General features: G+C 74.3%; 18 protein-coding genes. 11 read left to right on the forward strand and 7 right to left on the reverse strand.

Annotated elements, in window-relative coordinates; genetic code table 11:
• Positions 1-137 precede the first annotated feature (137 nt).
• Genes HT134_RS41610 through HT134_RS41620 form a run of 3 tightly spaced genes read left to right on the forward strand, consistent with a single transcriptional unit; the run spans position 138 to position 1,627 of the window.
• Positions 138-668 (forward strand): hypothetical protein, encoded by a 531-nt coding sequence (locus tag HT134_RS41610; protein ID WP_175606013.1) that lies wholly within the window; start codon positions 138-140, stop codon positions 666-668.
• Positions 665-1,078, forward strand: coding sequence for a hypothetical protein (locus tag HT134_RS41615; protein WP_175606014.1), 414 nt, complete (start codon positions 665-667; stop codon positions 1,076-1,078). Before HT134_RS41610 ends, HT134_RS41615 begins: the two co-directional genes overlap by 4 nt.
• 57 nt (positions 1,079-1,135) lie before the next feature.
• Positions 1,136-1,627: a carboxymuconolactone decarboxylase family protein gene (locus HT134_RS41620; protein ID WP_175606015.1), complete on the forward strand. Its 492-nt coding sequence runs from the start codon at positions 1,136-1,138 to the stop codon at positions 1,625-1,627.
• Here HT134_RS41620 and HT134_RS41625 read toward each other — a convergent pair.
• On the reverse strand, positions 1,624-2,655 hold the full coding sequence (locus HT134_RS41625; protein ID WP_175606016.1) for a zinc-dependent alcohol dehydrogenase family protein: 1,032 nt from the start codon (positions 2,653-2,655) through the stop codon (positions 1,624-1,626). The genes HT134_RS41620 and HT134_RS41625 overlap by 4 nt on opposite strands.
• Before the next feature lie 42 nt (positions 2,656-2,697).
• Positions 2,698-3,564, reverse strand: coding sequence for a helix-turn-helix transcriptional regulator (locus HT134_RS41630; RefSeq protein WP_175606017.1), 867 nt, complete (start codon positions 3,562-3,564; stop codon positions 2,698-2,700).
• 112 nt (positions 3,565-3,676) lie between these two features.
• Between HT134_RS41630 and HT134_RS41635 the strand changes: the two genes are divergently transcribed.
• The 3 genes from HT134_RS41635 (at position 3,677) to HT134_RS41645 (ending at position 6,938) form a co-directional block, all read left to right on the forward strand.
• Complete coding sequence (locus tag HT134_RS41635; RefSeq protein WP_175606018.1) at positions 3,677-4,390, forward strand: SDR family oxidoreductase; 714 nt, start codon at positions 3,677-3,679, stop codon at positions 4,388-4,390.
• A 35-nt stretch (positions 4,391-4,425) separates the two neighbouring features.
• On the forward strand, positions 4,426-5,835 hold the full coding sequence (locus HT134_RS41640) for a glutamate--cysteine ligase family protein (protein ID WP_175606019.1): 1,410 nt from the start codon (positions 4,426-4,428) through the stop codon (positions 5,833-5,835).
• A 65-nt stretch (positions 5,836-5,900) separates the two neighbouring features.
• Positions 5,901-6,938 (forward strand): hypothetical protein, encoded by a 1,038-nt coding sequence (locus tag HT134_RS41645; RefSeq protein WP_175606020.1) that lies wholly within the window; start codon positions 5,901-5,903, stop codon positions 6,936-6,938.
• 80 nt (positions 6,939-7,018) lie between these two features.
• On the opposite strand, the gene HT134_RS41650 is transcribed toward HT134_RS41645, so the two are convergent.
• The gene (locus HT134_RS41650) at positions 7,019-7,756 is read right to left on the reverse strand and encodes a PaaX family transcriptional regulator C-terminal domain-containing protein (RefSeq protein WP_175606021.1); all 738 of its coding nucleotides are present in this window, start codon (positions 7,754-7,756) and stop codon (positions 7,019-7,021) included.
• 30 nt (positions 7,757-7,786) lie between these two features.
• On the opposite strand from HT134_RS41650, the gene HT134_RS41655 reads away from it, so the two are divergent.
• Positions 7,787-9,520, forward strand: coding sequence for an acyl-CoA dehydrogenase family protein (locus tag HT134_RS41655; protein ID WP_175606022.1), 1,734 nt, complete (start codon positions 7,787-7,789; stop codon positions 9,518-9,520).
• A 46-nt stretch (positions 9,521-9,566) separates the two neighbouring features.
• On the opposite strand, the gene HT134_RS41660 is transcribed toward HT134_RS41655, so the two are convergent.
• Positions 9,567-10,271 carry an SIR2 family NAD-dependent protein deacylase gene (locus HT134_RS41660; protein ID WP_175606023.1) on the reverse strand — a complete coding sequence of 235 codons (705 nt, stop codon included), beginning with the start codon at positions 10,269-10,271 and terminating at the stop codon, positions 9,567-9,569.
• Positions 10,272-10,391: 120 nt separating this feature from the next.
• On the opposite strand from HT134_RS41660, the gene HT134_RS41665 reads away from it, so the two are divergent.
• The 3 genes from HT134_RS41665 (at position 10,392) to HT134_RS41675 (ending at position 13,414) form a co-directional block, all read left to right on the forward strand.
• Entirely contained in the window at positions 10,392-11,174 is a 783-nt protein-coding gene (locus HT134_RS41665) for a crotonase/enoyl-CoA hydratase family protein (RefSeq protein WP_246366478.1), read from the forward strand.
• A 94-nt stretch (positions 11,175-11,268) separates the two neighbouring features.
• Positions 11,269-12,450, forward strand: coding sequence for a non-homologous end-joining DNA ligase (ligD, locus tag HT134_RS41670; protein WP_175606024.1), 1,182 nt, complete (start codon positions 11,269-11,271; stop codon positions 12,448-12,450).
• 157 nt (positions 12,451-12,607) lie between these two features.
• Positions 12,608-13,414, forward strand: coding sequence for a glycerophosphodiester phosphodiesterase family protein (locus HT134_RS41675; RefSeq protein ID WP_246366480.1), 807 nt, complete (start codon positions 12,608-12,610; stop codon positions 13,412-13,414).
• Between the two features lie 269 nt (positions 13,415-13,683).
• On the opposite strand, the gene HT134_RS41680 is transcribed toward HT134_RS41675, so the two are convergent.
• Positions 13,684-14,733 (reverse strand): ROK family transcriptional regulator, encoded by a 1,050-nt coding sequence (locus tag HT134_RS41680; protein ID WP_312888844.1) that lies wholly within the window; start codon positions 14,731-14,733, stop codon positions 13,684-13,686.
• Between the two features lie 74 nt (positions 14,734-14,807).
• On the opposite strand from HT134_RS41680, the gene HT134_RS41685 reads away from it, so the two are divergent.
• Positions 14,808-16,139 (forward strand): MFS transporter, encoded by a 1,332-nt coding sequence (locus tag HT134_RS41685; RefSeq protein WP_175606026.1) that lies wholly within the window; start codon positions 14,808-14,810, stop codon positions 16,137-16,139.
• Here the strand turns inward: HT134_RS41685 and HT134_RS41690 are convergent.
• Entirely contained in the window at positions 16,103-17,524 is a 1,422-nt protein-coding gene (locus tag HT134_RS41690) for an NAD(P)/FAD-dependent oxidoreductase (RefSeq protein ID WP_175606027.1), read from the reverse strand. The two genes, HT134_RS41685 and HT134_RS41690, sit on opposite strands and share 37 nt — an antisense overlap.
• Before the next feature lie 233 nt (positions 17,525-17,757).
• The gene (locus HT134_RS41695) at positions 17,758-18,336 is read right to left on the reverse strand and encodes a helix-turn-helix domain-containing protein (RefSeq protein ID WP_175606028.1); all 579 of its coding nucleotides are present in this window, start codon (positions 18,334-18,336) and stop codon (positions 17,758-17,760) included.
• Positions 18,337-18,382 lie beyond the last annotated feature (46 nt).

Genomic DNA, 18,382 nt, shown 5'->3' on the forward strand with positions numbered 1-18,382 from the left:
CAGGGAGCCGTCACCGCGAGTCTCTGCCCAGTTACGGCGGAAGCATGCTAGAGCGCCGGAAATTCCTGCATTTCTTCGCGCGAGCGGATCGCCGTTTGCGATCTTGGCCTGTGGCTGTGCCGCTAGCGTGGAGCAGGGTGCGCACCCCACCTCCACTGATCCCCGCGCTCGCACTCGCGCTGGGCCTGGCGGCGTGCACCCCCGCCGCCGCTCCCACGCTCACCCCGGCTCCCCCTTCGCCGAGCTTCTCACCGGCCGCGAAGGTTTTCACGCCCGATCCGGCCATCACCTGCGCCCGGTGGGACGGCGGGGCGACCGCGCCTCCGCTCATGACGGCGGGGGAGGGGTGGCGCATGGCGGTGGCGTTCACCGACGGCTATCCCGCCGACGTGGCCGCGACGCGGGACGGACAGGTCCGGGTGGTCGGCCACCGCCAGAAGGACTGCGCCGGGGTCCTTCCGGACTCCTCCGCCGGTGCGGTGTGGCGGTACGACGGCCGGGCGTGGGGGTCGGTGCCCTGGCCTGCCTGCGCCGTGGAGCTGGAGCGGGTCCTGACCACGCGGGAGGGCGCCGTGTGGGTGTTCGGCACCGGCGGGCTCCGGCTCAGGAAAGGACCCGCGATCGTCCGGTGGGCGGCCGGTCCTCCCGCGGACACGCGCTCGGGATGACGCCGGACCTGGTCGGCGTCCTGGGACCGGACGACGCCTGGGCGGCGGGCCACGTCAGCTCCGACATCCAAAAGCCCGGCTGTACACCCCACAAGGGGGACCCTTACTGCGCCCAGGGGCGGCTGCTGATCCTGCACTGGAACGGCACCGCGTGGTCGCAGCGGCTCGGCAAGCTGCTGGAGTGGCGTACCGGCGACCGGATGGTCCCTGACGGGAGCGGGGGGATGTGGCTCCCGGAGGCGGACGGCAACGAGCTGACGCACCTGACGCGGGGGCGCCTGATCCCCGTGAGGCTCCCCGGCGGCCTGCAGCACCTGACGGCCATCACCACGCAGCCCGGCTCCACCCGGACCTGGCTGCTGGGGCGGACCGGCTCCCCGGACAGCTCGGTGCTCTGGTCCACCGGATGACGTACGGCTCCTCGTCTCCCCTCCTCTTCGCGTCCGGGATGGGGGATGCTGGCGCTCATGGAACCTCGCGTGCGCCCCCTCCCGCCCGAGCAGTGGGACGACTTCCAGCGGGACAACCCCCAGAACGTCTTCACCACGCTCGGCCGCCACCCCAGGCTCTACCGCGCGTGGCTCGGCTTCGGCAGCGTCCTGCTGTACGGCACGCTGCCCGCGCGCGAGCGCGAACTGGCCATCCTGCGCACCGCGCACCGCCACGGCAGCGCCTACGAGTGGGCCCACCACACGCGCATCGGCCGCGAGGCCGGGCTGACCGACCAGGAGATCGACGCCGTACGGCGCGACGACGCGGACTGGCCGCCCGGCGACCGGCTGGTGCTGCGGACGGCCGACGAGCTGCACGCCACCGGCGACCTGAGCGACGCCACCTGGGCCGCCCTGTGCGAGCGCTACGACGAGACGGAGCGGATCGAGCTGGTGATGCTCATCGCCCACTACGGCATGCTCGCCACGGTGCTCGCCACGCTGAGAGTGCCCCTGGAGGACGCCTAACCGCCGGGGACGATCATCGTCACCCCCGGCACCGAGCCGATCGAGGCCAGCGCCTTGCCCGCGTCGGCCAGCCCGATCGTCCGCGTGACGAGCTGGTCCGGGTGCAGGATCCCGGCCCGGATCAGCTCCAGCATCGGCGGGTAGGCGTGCGCCGCCATCCCGTGGCTGCCCAGCAGCCGCAGCTCCTGCGCGATGACGCGGCTCATCGGCACCGGCGTCGCCTCTCCCGGCAGCAGCCCCACCTGCACGTGCCGGCCGCGGCGGCGCAGGCTCTCGACGGAGGCCGCGCACGTGCGCGGGCTGCCCAGCGCGTCGATCGACACGTGCGCGCCGCCCCGCGTCAGCTCCCGCACCTGGGCGCCGGCGTCGCCCGCGGACCCGTCCACGAAGTGCGTCGCGCCCGCCCGCTCGGCCAGGTGCAGCGCGTCGGCGCTGATGTCGACGGCCACCACCCGCGCGCCCGCCGCCGAGGCGATCATCACCGCGGACAGTCCCACGCCGCCGCACCCGTGGACGGCCACCCACTCGCCCGGCCGCACCTCGCTCACCTGGGCGACGGCGCGGAACGCGGTGGCGAAGCGGCAGCCCAGCCCGGCGGCCGTGGTGTAGGCCATCTCCTCGGGAAGGGCGATGAGGTTGACGTCGGCGTGGTCCACGGCCACGTACTCGGCGAACGAGCCCCAGTGGGTGAAGCCCGGCTGCGTCTGCCGTTCGCACACCTGCTGCTCGCCGGCGGCGCAGGCCGTACAGGTGCCGCAGGCGCACACGAACGGGACGGTCACCCGGGCGCCCGGCAGCCACCCGCGCACCTCGGAGCCGACCGCCTCGACCACGCCCGCGAGCTCGTGGCCGGGCACGTGCGGCAGGGCCCGGATGTCGGGATCGTGTCCTTGCCAGCCGTGCCAGTCGCTTCGGCAAAGGCCCGTGGCGTGCACGCGGATCACCGCGCCGTGCGGCGCGGGGGTGGGGTCGGGCAGGTCGCGGAGGTCGAGCTCTCCGCCGAACAGGTCAAACGCAACGGCTCGCATCTCATGAGCTTAGGGTCAGGCGCGGCGGCCGGCGCAAGGCTCTCACCCCGCGTTCCACCCGGCGCTCCCCGAGGCGACGATGAGACGGCGCAGCTCGCGCAGGGCCTGGTGCGAGGGCGAGCCCGGCTCGGTGGTGTAGATGACCAGGCGCAGGTCGTCGCGGTCGGGCACGGGCAGCACCAGGCAGGTCGCCTCGATGTCGCCCACGAGCGGATGATGGATCACCTTGCGCTGCTCGCGGCGCACCTGCACCTCGTGCCGGTCCCACAGCGCGGCGAACTGCGGGCTGAGTGCGAGCATCTCCGCGACCAGCGCCCGGATCCCGGCGTCGGCGGGGTAGCGGCCCGCGGCGGCACGCAGGTCGGCGACGGCGGCGCGGGCGAAGCGGCTCTTCTCCTCGTCGGCGAGGTGGTCGGCGAGGTCGGGCGCGCCGAAGACCCAGCGGATGGCGTTGGGCTGCTCCGGGCCCGGGCTGTCGAGGCCCTGCATGACGGCCCTCGCCATCGGGTTCCAGGCGAGGAAGTCGTACTTGGCGTCGAGCACGAACGCCGGCGCCTCCTCCAGGAAGTGGATGAGGTGCAGGATGCTGGCCGGCACGTCACCCCGGATCCGGCCGGTGGCGCCCGGCTGCTCCAGCGCCTGACCGGCCAGGTGGAACAGGTGCGCCCGCTCGTCCTGGCTGAGCATGAGAGCGCGGGCCAGCGCGTTGAGCACCTGCCGCGACGGGTGCGGCCCGCGGGCCTGCTCCAGCCGGATGTAGTAGTCGACCGACATGCCGGCGAGCTGGGCGACCTCCTGCCGCCGCAGGCCCGGTGTGCGGCGGCGCTCGCCTTCCGGCAGGCCGGCCTCGCGCGGGGCCAGGCGGGCGCGGCGGGAGCGGAGGAACTCGGCGAGCTGGTCACGGTCCATGCCTCCATCATCGCGGCATCGTCGCGGCCGGGCCGCCCGCGTGGGTGGTACCGCCGATCCCAGCCTCAGGAGGTCTCTCCCGCTCCGCCCGGCGCTCCCCGACGGTGGGGGCATGACGACGACAGCCCTCATCACGGGTGCCAACAAGGGAATCGGCTTCGAGACCGCGCGCCAGCTCGCCGAGCGCGGCGTCACCGCGATCGTCGGGGCGCGCGACGAGGAGCGCGGGCGGGCCGCCGCCGAGCGGCTCGGCCAGCCGTACGTGCGGCTCGACGTGACCGACGAGGAGAGCGTGCAGGCCGCGGCCAAGTGGATCGAGCACGAGTACGGCCGGTTGGACGTCCTGGTGAACAACGCCGCGACCGCCGGCGGCTGGCCGCCCGAGCCGGCGCCCAGCGCCACGACGGCGGCGGCCTTGCGCGAGGTGTACGAGACCAACGTCTTCGGCGTGGTCACGGTGACCAACGCCATGCTGCCGCTGCTGCGCCGGTCGGAAGCGGGCCGGATCGTGAACCTGTCGAGCGAGCTGGGCTCCATCAGCCTGGCCCTCGACCCGGACACCCCGTTCTGGGAGAACAACCTCCTGGCCTACAACTCCTCCAAGACCGCGCTCAACATGGTGACCGCCTCCTACGCCAAGGAGCTGCGCGACACCCCGATCAAGGTCAACGCGTGCAGCCCCGGCTACTGCGCGACCGACCTCAACGGCCACACCGGCTTCCGCACGGCCGAGCAGGGGGCGGTGATCGCGGTGCGCCTGGCCACGCTCGGCGCCGACGGCCCGACCGGCGCCTTCCTGTCCGAGGACGGCCCCCTGAGCTGGTAGGTGTGGCCGCCCTCTGTCCGGACAGTAAGGGGGGCATGGGACAGGATCTGGACAAGGAGCGCTTCACCGAGGCCGAGTACACCGCGTTCGGCGAGCGGCTGCGGGAACAGCTCGGCACGCTGCGCGGGCTGCTGGACCGGCCGGGGTTCGGCGCGGGCCCCACGACCATCGGCGCGGAGCTGGAGCTGGTCCTGATCGACGCGAACGGCCGGCCGCTGCCGCGCAACGAGGAGACGCTGCGCGTGCTCGGCGACCCTCGCGTGGTGCTGGAGCTGGGCCGCTACAACCTGGAGGTCAACCTCACGCCGCTGCCGCTGGCCGGCCGGCCGTTCGAGGAGCTCGGCGGCGAGGTGCAAGAGGCGCTGGCCAAGGTGGACGCGGCGGCCGGGGCCGCGGGGCCGGGCGCGGGGGCGGTGCCGATCGGCATCCTGCCCACGCTCGGCACCGAGGACTTCACCCAGGACGCGATGAGCGACCAGAGGCGGTACCGGGCCATGAGCCGCGGCTTTCGCCGGCTGCGGCTGGAACCGTTCCTCGTCAAGATCGACGATCTGGAGCTGGCGGTGTCGGACGTGCTCCTGGAGGCGGCCAACACCTCCTGGCAGGTCCACCTGCGCACCCCGCCCGAGCGGTTCGCCCGGGTGTTCAACGCCGCCCAGCTCGCGATCGGGCCGGTGCTCGCGGTGTGCGGCAACTCGCCGTCGTTCCTCGGCCGGCGGTTGTGGGAGGAGACGCGGATCCCGCTCATGGAGGAGGCGGCCGACGACCGCGACATCGAGCGCCGCGAGCGCCGCGACGGCCGGGTCACGTTCGGGTCGGACTGGGTGCGTGAGGGGGCGTACGAGCTGTTCGAGAGGTACGTCCGCGACTACGCCCCGATCATGCCCGAGCTGCGCGACAGCGACGACCCGCTGGACGTGCCCGAGCTGCGGCTGCACCAGGGCACGGTCTGGCAGTGGAACCGGCCGGTCTACGACCCGGCCGGCGGCGGTCACCTGCGGGTCGAGATGCGCGCCCTGCCCGCCGGGCCGTCGTGCGCGGACATGACGGCCAACGCGGCGTTCCTCATCGGGCTCACGCTGGCCGAGGCCGAGCGCGACCTGACCGGCTACCGCTTCGCCGAGACGTACCAGAACTTCTACCGGGCGGCCATGAACGGCCTGGACGCGAAGCTGTCCTGGCCGGGCAGGGACGGCGAGCTGGACGCGGCCGACCTCGTGCTGAGCCTGCTGCCGGAGGCGCGCGCGGCGCTGCTGGCCGCCGGGGTGGTGCCGGACGACGTGGACGCGGCGCTCGGCGTCGTCGAGCAGCGGACCCGGCTGCGCCGCACCGGCTCGACCTGGCAGCGGGAGGCGCTGGCGCGGCTCGGCGGCGACCGCGAGCGGCTCGTGCGCGAGTACCACGAGAACGCGCTGTCGGGGCTTCCCGTTCACATGTGGCGATAGTCGCAACAATCCCGGCGCTCTGCCCGTCAAACTGATCACATTGGACGGAACGGGGAGAGGATCACATGGCGGGCACGGGGATGGTTGCGGCGGACGCGACGCCGTACACGTTACGGCAGGCGACCGGCACCCTGGCGGAGGCGGCCGCGAAGCTCGCGGGGGAGATCGGCGCGGTCCCGCCGGCGACGGTGCTCGCCCACGCCAACCGCATCGGCATCCGCAGGGGAGCGGCGGCGGCGCTCGGCGCGATGCGGCCCCGCCCGGCCGACTGGTACGCCTTCGACGTCAAGGACCAGGACACGCGCGACTGGTATCCGCAGGGCCTGACCTGCGGCGAGGACTCCGGCTCCGCCGGGACCCCCGTGCTCGCCGTGACCTGGTACTTCAAGCCCGTGCCGCCGGCGCCGGAACGCGGCGTCAGGCTCACCTTCCTCAGCCCGCAGACGCTCAGGTACCAGCACGCGCTGCTGGTCGAGCCGCGCACCGACGGCTCGTACGTCCCGATCAACATCCACGCGGGCGGGGTGGCCTGGCACGGCGACCTGCTCTACGTGGCCGACACGACCCGGGGCCTGCGCGTCTTCGACATGCGTCACGTGCTCGACCTGCGCAGCGCGCAGAGCGACCTCGGCGACCCCGCGCAGGTGGGGCGGCGCGACGGCCGCTTCCACGCCTTCGGCTACCGGTACGTCGTCCCGCAGAGCGACTTCTGGCGCGTCGCGCAGCCCGGGCCGCTCTTCTCGTTCGTCTCGGTCGACCGCAGCACCACCCCGCACACGCTGATCAGCGGCGAGTACGACGAGAACGGACCCGGGGGGCGCGTGGTCCGCTGGGAGCTCGGCCCGGACCTGGGCGGCACGCCGCGCGACGCGTTCGTCCTCGGCCACCCGAAGATCCAGGGCGCGGTGTCGAGCGGCGGGGCGTGGTACCTGAGCCAGGCGGCTGACGCGGCCACCAACGGCAAGCTGCTCGTGTACCGCGACGGCACGCTCACCACCCGGCCGGCGCCGATCGGGCCCGAGGACCTGAGCGTGCGCGGCGGGCAGGTGTGGTCGGTCACCGAGTTCAGGAACAAGAGGATCGTCTTCGGCGTCCCGCTCTGACGCCCGTGTGACGCCCGTGTGACGCCCGTGTGACGCCCGTGTGACGCCCGTGTGACGCCCGTGTGACGCCCGTGTGCCCCCTACGGGCCGGTCGGGCTCGTGAGGTGGCGCTGGAGCACCTCGCGGTAGTCGCGGTCGAAGGCGTCGTAGCGGGCCCGCAGCTCGCGGCCCGGCCAGCCGTCCGGCAGCAACTCCTCGGGCAGCAGCGGATCGGCCAGCAGGTGCCGCAGCACGGCCGCTGACACGAGGAACCCCTCCGCCAGCCCCTCGGCCCGCTCCAGCCGCCGCTCCAGCTCCCGCGCCTCGGCGGCCCAGCCGTCGAGGTCCCACAGCAGGGGCGTGGGGTCGGTGCGCGGCCGGCCGTCGATGAGCGTGCACTGCGCGGTGACGGTCGCGGGCCAGGAGCGCAGCAGGTTGGCCGGGCGCATCCAGGTGCCCTCGCGCAGCTCGGCCATCCGCAGCGCCGTCATCGCGTGGCGCAGCGCGGCCCGGTCGGCGGGCGCGCGCCGCTCGGCGGTGACGACGGCGATCTCCCACGAGCCGTCCCACGCCCTGAGGTGCGGGTCGCGGCTCTCGTCCTGGCGCGCCTGCCGCTCGACCAGCCGCTCCGACAGCCGGTAGCGGCCGTCCTCCTGGAAGAGGTCTCCGGCGGCGACCATGCGGGACAGCGCCACCCGCACGGTGCCCTCGGCGATGCCGAACAGGCCGCCGACCCGTACCAGGTGGCGGGCGGGCAGGCTCGGCGGGTGGCTGCCGAGCAGCGCGCTCAGCACGGCCGAGCGCGCGCTCAGAGCCTTGCTGCTATTACGGTCTTCCATCGCGTGTTGATTATATGTAACACTCCGGGCATGGGGCAGCGCTATCTCATCGAACCGTTCGACGGCAGCGACCGCTACGCGACCGAGCGTTACCAGGGCGCCGCGGGCCGCAACTGGTGGACCTGCGACCCGACGCTGCGGCTGCTCATGCGGCGGCACCTCGGCGACGGCCTGACCTGGGCCGAGCAGCACCTGGACCGGCTCGGCGCGCTCATGGGCGGCCCCGTCGCGGCGTGGGCGGAGGAGACCGACCGCAACCCGCCCCGGCTGGAGAAGTACGACAAGTGGGGCAGGGACGTCAGCCAGGTCGTCATGCCGCCCTCCTTCCACGCCGCCCGCGACGCCCTCATGGCCGACAACTTCACCTCCCCCGCCTTCGCCGAGGAGGCCCGCGCCCACGGCGCCGACCCGGCGGCCCTCGCCGCCGCCTGGACGTACCTGCTCGACCAGGCCGACATCGGCATGGGCTGCGCCCTCGGCACCGGCGGCGACATGGTCGTCTCGCTGGCCGAGCGGCACGCGCCCGCCGACGTGCGGGACCGGGTCCGGGCCATCTTCGCCAACGGCTTCTACTCCGGCGAGGCCGCCCAGATGCTGACGGAGCGGACCGGTGGCTCCGACCTGGCCGCGCTGGAGGCCACGGCCGTGCCCGACGGTGAGGCGTGGCGGCTGACCGGGCTCAAGTGGTTCGCCTCCAACGCCAACGGGTCGGCGTTCGTCGTGCTCGCCCGGGCCGAGACCGGCGACGGGGTCGCCGTCGCCCCGTTCCTCGTGCTCTGGGAGCGGCGCGACGGCTCCCGCAACGGGGTGCGGATCAGGCGGCTCAAGGACAAGCTGGGCACGCGCTCGGTGGCCTCGGCCGAGGTCGAGTTCGCCGGGGCCGAGGCGTTCCTGCTGGCCGGGGCGCCCGGCACGGCACCGGGAGCCGGATCCGGCGGCGCGGGCTCCTCCGGGCTCGCCACGATGATGAAGCTGACCAACGCCTCGCGGCTCGGCGTGGCCATGATGGGGCTCGGCGTGGCCCGCCGCGCGCTCGTCGAGTCGATCTGCTACGCCCGCGCCCGCGAGGCGTTCGGCCGCAGGCTCATCGACCAGCCGCTCATGCGCCGCAAGCTGGCGGAGCTGATCGTCGAGGTCGAGGCCGTCCAGGCGCTGGTCTTCGACGGCCACGTCGGTCCCCGGCTCCGGCTCGCGCCCGCCCTGGTCAAGCTGCGCGCCACCCGCCTCGGCCTGACCGCCGCCAGCGACGCCGTCGAGATCCACGGGGGCAACGGCTACATCGAGCAGTGGCCGGTCGCCCGCCTCCTGCGTGACGCCCAGGTCAACCCGATCTGGGAGGGCGGGGACAACATCCTCTGCCTCGACGTCCGCCGCGCCATGGTCCGCGAGAACGCCCACGAGCCGTTCCTGGACCGGCTGGAGGCGGCCGTCGCCCAGGCCCCCGACGGCTCCGGCGACCTGGTCCGGGCCCGGATCGGCGACCTGCACAAGGCGATCGCCGTCTGGTCCGGCCTCGACCCGGAGGTGGCCGAGGCCCGGCTGTACCCGCTGGCCCAGCTCATGGCCGACGTCTACGCGGCGGCGCTGCTGCTGGAGCAGGCCGGCTGGGAGCAGCGGGAACTGGGCACGGACCGCAAGGCGCTGGTGGCCCGGCTCTACGCCGAGGCCCACCTCGCCGAGCACGGCCCGCTGCGCGGCCTCGACCGCCCGGCCGAGGACCTGGACCGCTTCGGCGACCTCCTGGAGGGCGCCGTCACCCTCTGACCGCGCCCTTCGACCGCGCCCTCTCCCAGGCCGGCCGCCGCGAGCCTCAGAGGGTGGACAGCAGGCGGGGGACCGCCTCGCTGATCGGGTCGCGGATCACCTCGTCGGCCTGGTCGTCGTACGGGGTCGGCTCGCCGTTGACGATCACGAGCCGGGCGCCGGACTCCGCCGCCAGCCCGGCCAGCGTCGCGGCGGGCTGCACCTGCAGCGAGGTGCCGACGACGACGAAGACCGAGCACCGCTGCGCCGCCCGGACCGCCTCCGCGAGCGTCTCCTCCGGCAGGACCTCGCCGAACATGACCGTCGTGGTCTTGAGGACGCCCCCGCACGCGGTGCACGCGGGGTCGGGCTCGCCCGCGTCGATCCGGTCGAGCGCCTCGCGCAGGGTGGAACGCGCGCCGCAGCCGAGGCACACCACGCCGAACATGTTGCCGTGCAGCTCCAGCACCGCCCGGGAGCCGGCCCTCTGGTGCAGGCCGTCCACGTTCTGGGTGATCAGCCGGTCGAGCCGCCCCGCCCGCTCCAGCTCGGCCAGCGCCCGGTGGGCGGCGTTCGGCTCGGCCGTCCAGGCGGGGCTCGCGCGCCGGAACTCCCACGAACGACGCCGTACGTCGGGATCGTCCAGGTAAGGGCCGATGCTGACGAGCTGCAGATGGTCGGGTTCGGTCTTCCACAGGCCGTTGGGTCCCCGGTAATCGGGGATGCCCGACGCCGTGGAGATCCCCGCGCCGGTCAGCACCGTGATCGTCATCCTCGCCTCCTCTTCCGCCACCGGCCCAGTCTTGCAGTGCGCGATCTTCTGGCGCGCGTTCTTTTGTCCGCGTTCCTCCTGGCCGCCTGGCGCGGCTTGTGCGAGCGGCGAGCCACGGGGATGCTGAGGCTGCCGTCCCCGATGATGTTCGCGGAGGTGGACATGACCGTACGGATCGAACGCGACGGGCCCGTCACGACCGTCGTGCTCAGCCGTCCCGAGGCGCGCAACGCGGTGGACCGCAAGACCGCCGGGGCGCTCGCCGACGCGTTCCGGGAGTTCGACGCCTCGGACGCGTCCGTCGCTGTGCTGTGGGGCGAGGGCGGCACGTTCTGCGCCGGCGCGGACCTGAAGGCGCTCGACAACCACGTCGACGAGGAGGGCGACGGGCCGATGGGCCCGACCCGGATGCGCCTGTCCAAGCCGGTCGTCGCCGCCGTCGCCGGGCACGCGGTGGCGGGCGGGCTGGAGCTCGCGCTCTGGTGCGACCTGCGGGTGGCCGAGGAGGACGCGGTGTTCGGCGTGTTCTGCCGCCGCTGGGGCGTGCCCCTGATCGACGGCGGCACCGTACGCCTGCCGCGCCTCATCGGCGCCTCCCGCGCCATGGACATGATCCTCACCGGGCGGCCGGTCGGGGCCCGGGAGGCGTACGAGATGGGGCTGGCCAACCGCGTCGTGCCCACCGGAGGCGCGCGGCCGCACGCCGAGGCGCTGGCCCGCGAGCTGGCCCGCTTCCCGCAGGCGTGCCTGCGCGGCGACCGGATGTCGCTGCTGGAGCAGGAGGGCATGACGGAGTCCGAGGCGATCACGAACGAGCTGCGCCACGGGCTGCTCTCGCTGCCGGACGCGGCGGCCGGGGCGGCCCGCTTCGCCTCCGGGGAAGGCCGCCACGGCCGCTTCTGACCCCTCCGGCCGGGAGCCCCTCGGCGCGCGTGCCGGCCCCCTCCGTCGCGCTGGGTCCGGGGGAATGTCGGAGGCGTTGCGTAGGGTTGGGCCCATGCCTGACATCGAGGTCGCCGGGCGGCGGGTGTCCGTCACGAGCCCAGACAAGGTGATCTTCCCGCAGACCGGCCACACCAAGCTCGACCTGGTGCGTTACTACCAGGCCGTGTCCGAGGGGGCCCTGCGCGGGGTGGTCGGCAGACCCATGATCCTCAAGCGGTACGTGCGCGGCATCGAGGAGGAGGCGTTCTTCCAGAAGCGGGTCCCGGCCAAGCGGCCGCCGTGGGTCGAGGTGGCCGAGCTGCGCTACCGGTCCGGGCTCAGCGCCGAGGAGGTCGTGGTCAACGACCTGGCCCAGCTCCTCTGGGTCGTCAACCTCGGCTGCGTCGACCTCAACCCGCACCCCGTCCGCGCCGGCGACCTCGCCCACCCCGACGAGCTGCGCATCGACCTCGACCCGGTGCCCGGGGTCGCGTGGGACGACGTGCTGGCGACCGCGACGGTGGCGCGGGAGGTGCTGGCCGACCACGGGCTGACCGCCTGGCCCAAGACGTCGGGTTCGCGGGGCTTCCACGTCTACACCCGCATCGAGCCGCGATGGACGTTCGCCGAGGTGCGCAAGGCCGCCGAGGCGGTGGCGCGCGAGGTCGAGCGGCGGGCCCCCGACGTGGCCACCAGCCGCTGGTGGAAGGAGGAACGGCACGGCGTCTTCGTCGACTTCAACCAGAACGCCTACGACCGCACCGTCGCCTCGGCCTACTCCGTCCGCGCCGTGCCCGACGCCCGCGTGTCCACGCCGCTGACCTGGGACGAGGTCCCGGGCTGCCGGCCCGAGCTGTTCACGATCGACACCGTCCCGGAGCGGCTGGCCGAGCGGGGCGACCCGTGGGCCGGCATCGACGACCACCCGGGCACGCTCGACGGGCTGCTCGAACTGGCCGAGTCGCTGGGGCCCGCCCCCAAGCCGCCCAAGGGCACCGGCCGCAGGCGCCAGGTCGTCCCGGTCATCGAGATCGCCAAGGCCCAGCACAAGGACGAGGCCCTGGCGGGCTTCGAGCGGTGGAAGGCCCGCCACCCGGGGGCCGCCGCCCGGCTGGAGCCCGCCGACGTGCTGGTCGACGGCATGCGGGGGCGCAGCAGCGTGTGGTACCGGGTCCGGGTCAACCTCCAGCACGTCCCGGAGTCCGAACGGCCGCCGCAGGAGCCGCTCGAGGTCGACTACGACCCCTGGCACTGACCCCGCGCCCGGCGTGGAGAAAGGCCGTGCCGAGGCTTGCCGGGCGGTGTGGGGGATGGCGCCGGGCGGTCCGCGGCCGGGCGCCGGCGAGATCACACCGAACGGTGCCTGTGATGTGGGAGAGTACGAGGCACCACAAGATCGAAAGGTGTGAGCCTTGGCACTTCCCCTCGCCGCACTGACGCTGGCCTCCTTACTCGTCTCCCCGCCCCTCGCCTCCGCCCCCTCGGCGCACTCGGCCCTCCCCGCGTGCCCGCAGATCTTCAGCCACGGCGGCTACCCCACCGGGCCCAACGCGTGGGAACGGGACCAGGTGCGCCAGCCCAACAACCCCACGGCCATCCGCCGCTACAAGGCGTGGGGCGCGTCCGGTGTCGAGGCCGATCTGCAGCTCACCAAGGACGGCACCAAGGCCGTCATGTGGCACAACACCTCCACGTGGGGTTTGACGGGCACGAAGAAGAACATCACCGACATCTGGTGGGCGGCCGGCGACACCGCGCTCAAGGGCCGGACCATCAACCGGGGCCTGTTCCAGGGCGAGACCGTCTACACGTTCCGCGAGTGGCTGGCCTCGATGAGGAGTGCCGGCATGGTCGGGCTGGTCGAGATCAAGCCGGAGGCCAAGCGGTCGCTGCTCAGCTCCGACCCCGCGATCAAGTCGCGCGCCTGGGCCGAGGTGCTGGGCCCGGTCAAGGAGTCCTACCGATCGCAAGAGATCATCCTGTACTCGCACGACAGCGCCCTCACCGCCGAGCTCCGGAACCGGGTGAGCGCGGCGGGCCTGTCCCAGGTGCTGAGCGGCGGGCCCGTCTGGCCGGAGGTCACCGACTGGGAGGAGCCGCCTCCGTCGTGGCGGCTCAACGAGAACGCGTGGAAGACAACGCTCCAGAGCGGCGCCAAGCGGGTGGCCACCGACTTCACGCCCCAGTTCAAGACCTGGCTGCAGGGCAAGTGCCAGTGACCGCGCCTCGGGAAACACCCGCCCACTGCTGACGCACCCCGAACCGCGTGCCTGGACCGCCCGCCTGGACCGCCCGCCGGGACCGCGTGCCGGACTGCCCGTCCGGACCGCCCGCCCGGACCGTGCGTTCGGGCGGCATGCTCGGACTGCGTGCTCTCGGGCCGCGTGTCTCTCGGGTCGCGCCTGGCCGCTGAGGAGGCCGCCGCTCGGGGGAGTGTCGAAGGACCGTCCGAAGGGATGATCCGGAGGCCGGAGGGGGCGGCGTGGGGTCAGCTGAAGACGGCGTCACGGGCCAGGTCCAGGGCTGTCAGGACCGCGCCCTGGAGTACGGCGTTGCCGTCCACCGTGCTCGGCCGTACTCGCGTGGGAGCCGGTGAGAGCGCTCTCAGGCGATCCGACACCAGGGCCGCCAGCGGGTCGCCGCCGGCGCGGCCGGTCGCGCCGCCCAGCACCACCAGGCCCGGGTCCAGGATGGTGACCAGCGCGGCCGCGCCCTTGGCGACCCGGCCCGCCAGCGCCTCCGGGGTCAGGTCGCGGACGGCCTCGGCGCCCACCTGATCGCAGTACGGCAGCCCGTCCACCTCCAGGAAGCCGATCTCGCCGGCGCCGCCCGAGACGCCCCGGCGCAGCCGGCCGCCCAGGACGACCGCGGCGCCCACCCCGTCGTCCAGCCACAGCAGGACGAAGTCCTCGCTCCCCGCGGCCGAGCCGGTGCGCAGCTCGGCGACGGCGGCGAGGTTCACCTCGTTCTCCAACGTCACCCGCGCTCGGAGACGCTCGCCCACCTCGCCCGGCAGGCCGGGGCGCCACCCGGGCACGTCGTTCGGGGACCCCAGGTCGCCGCTGCCCGGGTCCACGAGGCCGGGCGCTCCGATGACGACGGCCTCCAGGTCCCGTCCGGCCGCGGCCTCCGCGACCGCCTCCGCGACGAGAGCGGGCAGATCGGCGGGGCGGGCGGGGGCGATCTCGCGGCTGGACGTCCCCACCGCGGTCCCCGCGAGGTCGGCCACCGTCACGTGGACCGCCGAGCGGCGCACGTCCACCCCCGCCACGTGGGCGCGTCGCGCCACGATGCCGTACAGCCGGGCGTTCGGCCCGCGCCGGTCCTCGCCGTACTCACCCGTGACCTCGATGAGGCCGCGCCCCGTGAGCCGCTCGACGAGGTCGGACACCGTCGGCCGGGACAGCCCCGTCAGCGTGCGCAACTGGGGAGCGGTCAGCGGCCCGTGCTGGAGCAGCAGGTCGAGGGCCAGCCGGTCGTTGATGGCGCGGGCCAGCGACGGGGTGGCCGTCTTCACGTCTCCGGTGGCGGTCTTCACGCCTCCGATATTAGTCAGGGCCCCTGCCGGAAAAACTGTTTTCATCAGGGAGCCTGCCTGATAATTTCCGTGCCATGAGCCATCACCGCGCCATCGCCGGCGTGTTCGCCGTCCACGGCGCCGTCGCCGGCAGCCTCGCCACCCGCGTCCCCTGGATCCAGGACCACCTCGCGCTCGACCCGCGCACGCTCGGACTCGCGCTGCTCTGCCCGCCGATCGGCGCCGTCCTCGGCATGCCCCTGGCCGGACGGCTGGCGCACCGTCTCGGAGGGCGCGCCGCCACCCGGCTCCTGCTCGCCCTCTGGTGCGCGGGGCTCGCCCTTCCCGCGCTGTCGCCCGCCCCCGCCTGGCTGTTCGTGGCCTTCCTCGGGTACGGCATGGCCGCCGGCACGTGCGACGTGACCATGAACGCGCAGGCCGTCGTCCTGGAACGCCATCTGCGACGCTCGATCATGTCCGGGCTCCACGGCATGTGGGGCGTGGGAAGCCTGGTGGGAGGCGGCGCGGGCACGCTGGCCGCGCAGGCCGGCGTCGACGCCCGGCTCCACCTCGCGGGAGCGGCCCTCGTGCTGCTCGTCGCCGGGGCGGCCGTCGGGCGTGACCTCCTGCCCGGCGACCGGCCCCGGGCCGCGATCCCCGGAGGCGACGGGAAGTCCTCGGGGCCGCGGTTCGCCCTGCCCTCGGGGATCCTCGTGGTCATGGGGATCGTCGGGTTCTGCGCCACGTTCGCCGAGGGCGCCAGCGCGAACTGGGCCGCCGTCTACCTCACCGAGGTCACCGGCGCGGGCCCCGGGCCGGCCGCCGCCGGGTACACGATCTTCATGCTCTGCATGGCGGGGACCCGGCTGGTCGGCGACCGGGTCGTCCGGCGGGTCGGGCCCGTGACGGCCGTGCGGGCGGGCGGCGTCCTGGCCGTCGCGGGCGGCGCCGTCGTCGTCGCCTCCCGCGCGCCGCTGGCCGGCATGGCGGGGTTCGCCGTCATGGGGGTGGGCGTCGCGGTCGTCATGCCGCTGGTCATCGCGGCGGCCGGCCGGACGGGGAGCACGCCGGGAGCCGGGATCGCGGGCGTCGCGTCGATCACGTACCTGTCGGGGCTGACGGCGCCGGCCGCCACCGGGTGGATCGCGGGCGCCGTCTCCTACCCGGTGGCCTTCGCCGTGATCACCGCCGTGGTGCTGCCGGTGATCCTCCTCGCCCCGGCCCTCCGCGAGCCGGCGTCGCCTCTCCGCGAGCCGGCCCCGGCCCACCCCGAGAAGGCCACGGTCCACCCCGCGCCCGCTCCGGCCCTCAGCGAGCCGGCCCCGGTCCTCCCTGAGAAGGCCCCGGCCCCGGGCGAAGGGACGCGCGAACCGGAGCCGGGCCCCGGGTGTCAGCGCCCCGAGATCAGGTCCGCGAGGCGGGCGTAGGCCGAGGTCGTCGTGCCCCTGTCGTTCTCGTGGCGGTCGGCCGCCCGGTACAGCGCGTAGATGAGCTGCACCCCCGTCCACCGCAGCGGCTCCGGCTCCCACTGCCGCACCTGACGCCCGACCCACGGCAGCGCCGTAAGCTCCGTCTCGCGCCGCAGCACCAGGTCCCGCAGCGTACGGCCGGCCAGGTTCGTCGTGGTCACGCCGCTGCCCACGTAACCGCCGGCCCAGCCGAGCCCCGTCGCGTGGTCGAGGTGGACGGTCGAGCACCAGTCGCGCGGCACCCCCAGCACCCCGCACCACGCGTGCTGCACCCGCGCGTCGGCCGCGGCCGGGAACAGCTTGACCAGCATCCGCCACAGCAGCGCCACCGTGGACGCCTGGGTGGCGCCGTGCCGGTCGGTGCGCGAGCCGTACCGGTAGGGCACGCCGCGCCCGCCGATGGCGATCCGGTCGTCGGCCGTGCGCTGGGCGTAGATGTAGGCGTGCGCCTGGTCGCCCAGCAGCTCGCTGCCCGACCAGCCGATGTGCTTCCACACCTCGGCCGGCAGCGGCTCCGTCACGATCATGGAGCTGTTCATCGGCAGCCACTGCCGGTGCTGGCCTTCGAGGCTGGCGGTGAAGCCCTCGGTGGCGCGGATGACGTAGTCGGCCCGGACCGTGCCCCGGGTGGTGACCGCCGCGGCCCGCCCGCCGCCGCGGCGGGGCAGGATCGCGGTGACGGTCGTGTCCTCGAAGACGTCCACGCCGAGCTGCGCCACGGCCCGGGCCAGGCCGAGGGCCAGCTTGGCCGGCTGGATGCGGGCGCAGTGGGGCGACCAGGTGGCCTCCAGCGTGCCGGCGACCTGGAGCCGTTCGCGCTGCTCGTCGCGGTCGAGCGGCCGGACGTCGTCCTCCCCGTACCCCCAGGCGCGCAGCTCGGCCGTCTCGGCGCGCAGCCGCCGGCGCTGCGCCGGGTTGGTGGCGACGTGCATGACGCCGCCCTTGTGGATGTCGGCGTCGATGCCCTCGGCCCGGGTCACCTCGATGACCTCGTCCACCGTGCGGAACATCTCGCGCTGCAGGTCGATCATCGCCTGCCGGCCGCGCGCCTTGGCGTGCCGCTTGCGCGACCCGGCGAACTCGGCCGACAGCCAGCCGCCGTTGCGCCCCGACGCGCCGAACCCGGCGAACTCCTTCTCCAGCACCGCCACGCGCAGCCCGGGGTCGGCCTTCTTCAGGTAGTACGCGGTCCACAGGCCGGTGTAGCCGCCGCCGACGATCGCCACGTCGTAGTCGCGGTCGCCCGGCAGCGCCGCGCGCCGGGCGGGCAGGCCGGCCTGGCGGAACCAGAAGGACACGCCGCCGTTGGCGAAGTCGGCGGTCAGCGGCACGCCGGCCTTCACGGCGCGCTCACGGCGCCGGCGCGCCGCCCCTCGGCCCGGGACGGAAGGGTGGAACAGCGGGTCACTCTGGTCTCCTGGTTCTTTCGGTCGTGTCGGGGGGTCGGACGGTGTCCCGCTTTCCTCTTCGGCCGCGCCGGGCGGGCGGCCCGGAGCGGTGGCGCCGGTCCGCGCGCGTGCTCCGGTGGTGCAGGTTCATGTTCACCATGGTGACTCGGCCATGGTAGGCACGGGGGTCAGGTGGCCGGTGTGGGCGGGCTCACCACCCACAGGACCTCGGCGGTGCGCTCGCCCTCGTTGGCCACGCGGTGGGGGAGCGAGGTGCGGTACTCCACGCTGTCGCCGGGGCCGAGGACGTGGCGGGCGGCCTCGCCCGGCGGCCCGAGCCAGAGCGTGACCTCGCCGCGGATCACGAGCAGGATCTCCTGCGCGTCGCCGTGCGTGTACGGCTCGGCCCCGGTGGAGGCGCCCGGGTCGAACTCCCCGGCGTACATCTCCAGGTTGCGCAGCGGCCGCTGGGAGATGAGGTACTTGCGCGCGCCCGGCCCCGCCGGCAGCTCGGGGCGTCCGGAACGGGGCACGACCCGGTGCCCGACCTCGTCGTCCTCGCTGAACAGGTCGGCCACGGTGACGCCGAGGGCCAGCGCGATCCGGCGCAGCATGCCGACGCTCGCACCGGCCTGGCCGCGTTCGAGCTGGCTGATGAAGCTGGCGCTGGCGCCCGCCTCGGCGGCGAGCCCGCGCACGGTCATCCGGCGCATGGTGCGGTACGCCCGGACCCGGGCGCCCAGGCGCGCCGTCTCCGACTCGCTCATCGAACCCCTCGGCCGGCTGGACTGAACAACTTGTTAAGCAGCAACG

It is taken from the genome of Nonomuraea rhodomycinica, from assembly GCF_013363995.1.
In the GTDB taxonomy this organism is placed as follows: domain Bacteria; phylum Actinomycetota; class Actinomycetes; order Streptosporangiales; family Streptosporangiaceae; genus Nonomuraea; species Nonomuraea rhodomycinica.

Excerpts from the sequence above, each read along its gene's own strand:
- HT134_RS41660 (WP_175606023.1), bottom strand. The coding sequence starts at position 10,271 with ATGACGATCACGGTGCTGACCGGCGCGGGGATCTCCACGGCGTCGGGC.
- HT134_RS41695 (WP_175606028.1), bottom strand. The coding sequence starts at position 18,336 with ATGAGCGAGTCGGAGACGGCGCGCCTGGGCGCCCGGGTCCGGGCGTAC.
- HT134_RS41630 (WP_175606017.1), bottom strand. The coding sequence starts at position 3,564 with ATGGACCGTGACCAGCTCGCCGAGTTCCTCCGCTCCCGCCGCGCCCGC.
- HT134_RS41615 (WP_175606014.1), top strand. The coding sequence starts at position 665 with ATGACGCCGGACCTGGTCGGCGTCCTGGGACCGGACGACGCCTGGGCG.
- HT134_RS41645 (WP_175606020.1), top strand. The coding sequence starts at position 5,901 with ATGGCGGGCACGGGGATGGTTGCGGCGGACGCGACGCCGTACACGTTA.
- HT134_RS41665 (WP_246366478.1), top strand. The coding sequence starts at position 10,392 with ATGCTGAGGCTGCCGTCCCCGATGATGTTCGCGGAGGTGGACATGACC.
- HT134_RS41620 (WP_175606015.1), top strand. The coding sequence starts at position 1,136 with ATGGAACCTCGCGTGCGCCCCCTCCCGCCCGAGCAGTGGGACGACTTC.
- HT134_RS41685 (WP_175606026.1), top strand. The coding sequence starts at position 14,808 with ATGAGCCATCACCGCGCCATCGCCGGCGTGTTCGCCGTCCACGGCGCC.
- HT134_RS41650 (WP_175606021.1), bottom strand. The coding sequence starts at position 7,756 with ATGGAAGACCGTAATAGCAGCAAGGCTCTGAGCGCGCGCTCGGCCGTG.
- ligD (WP_175606024.1), top strand. The coding sequence starts at position 11,269 with ATGCCTGACATCGAGGTCGCCGGGCGGCGGGTGTCCGTCACGAGCCCA.
- HT134_RS41640 (WP_175606019.1), top strand. The coding sequence starts at position 4,426 with ATGGGACAGGATCTGGACAAGGAGCGCTTCACCGAGGCCGAGTACACC.
- HT134_RS41625 (WP_175606016.1), bottom strand. The coding sequence starts at position 2,655 with ATGCGAGCCGTTGCGTTTGACCTGTTCGGCGGAGAGCTCGACCTCCGC.
- HT134_RS41635 (WP_175606018.1), top strand. The coding sequence starts at position 3,677 with ATGACGACGACAGCCCTCATCACGGGTGCCAACAAGGGAATCGGCTTC.
- HT134_RS41655 (WP_175606022.1), top strand. The coding sequence starts at position 7,787 with ATGGGGCAGCGCTATCTCATCGAACCGTTCGACGGCAGCGACCGCTAC.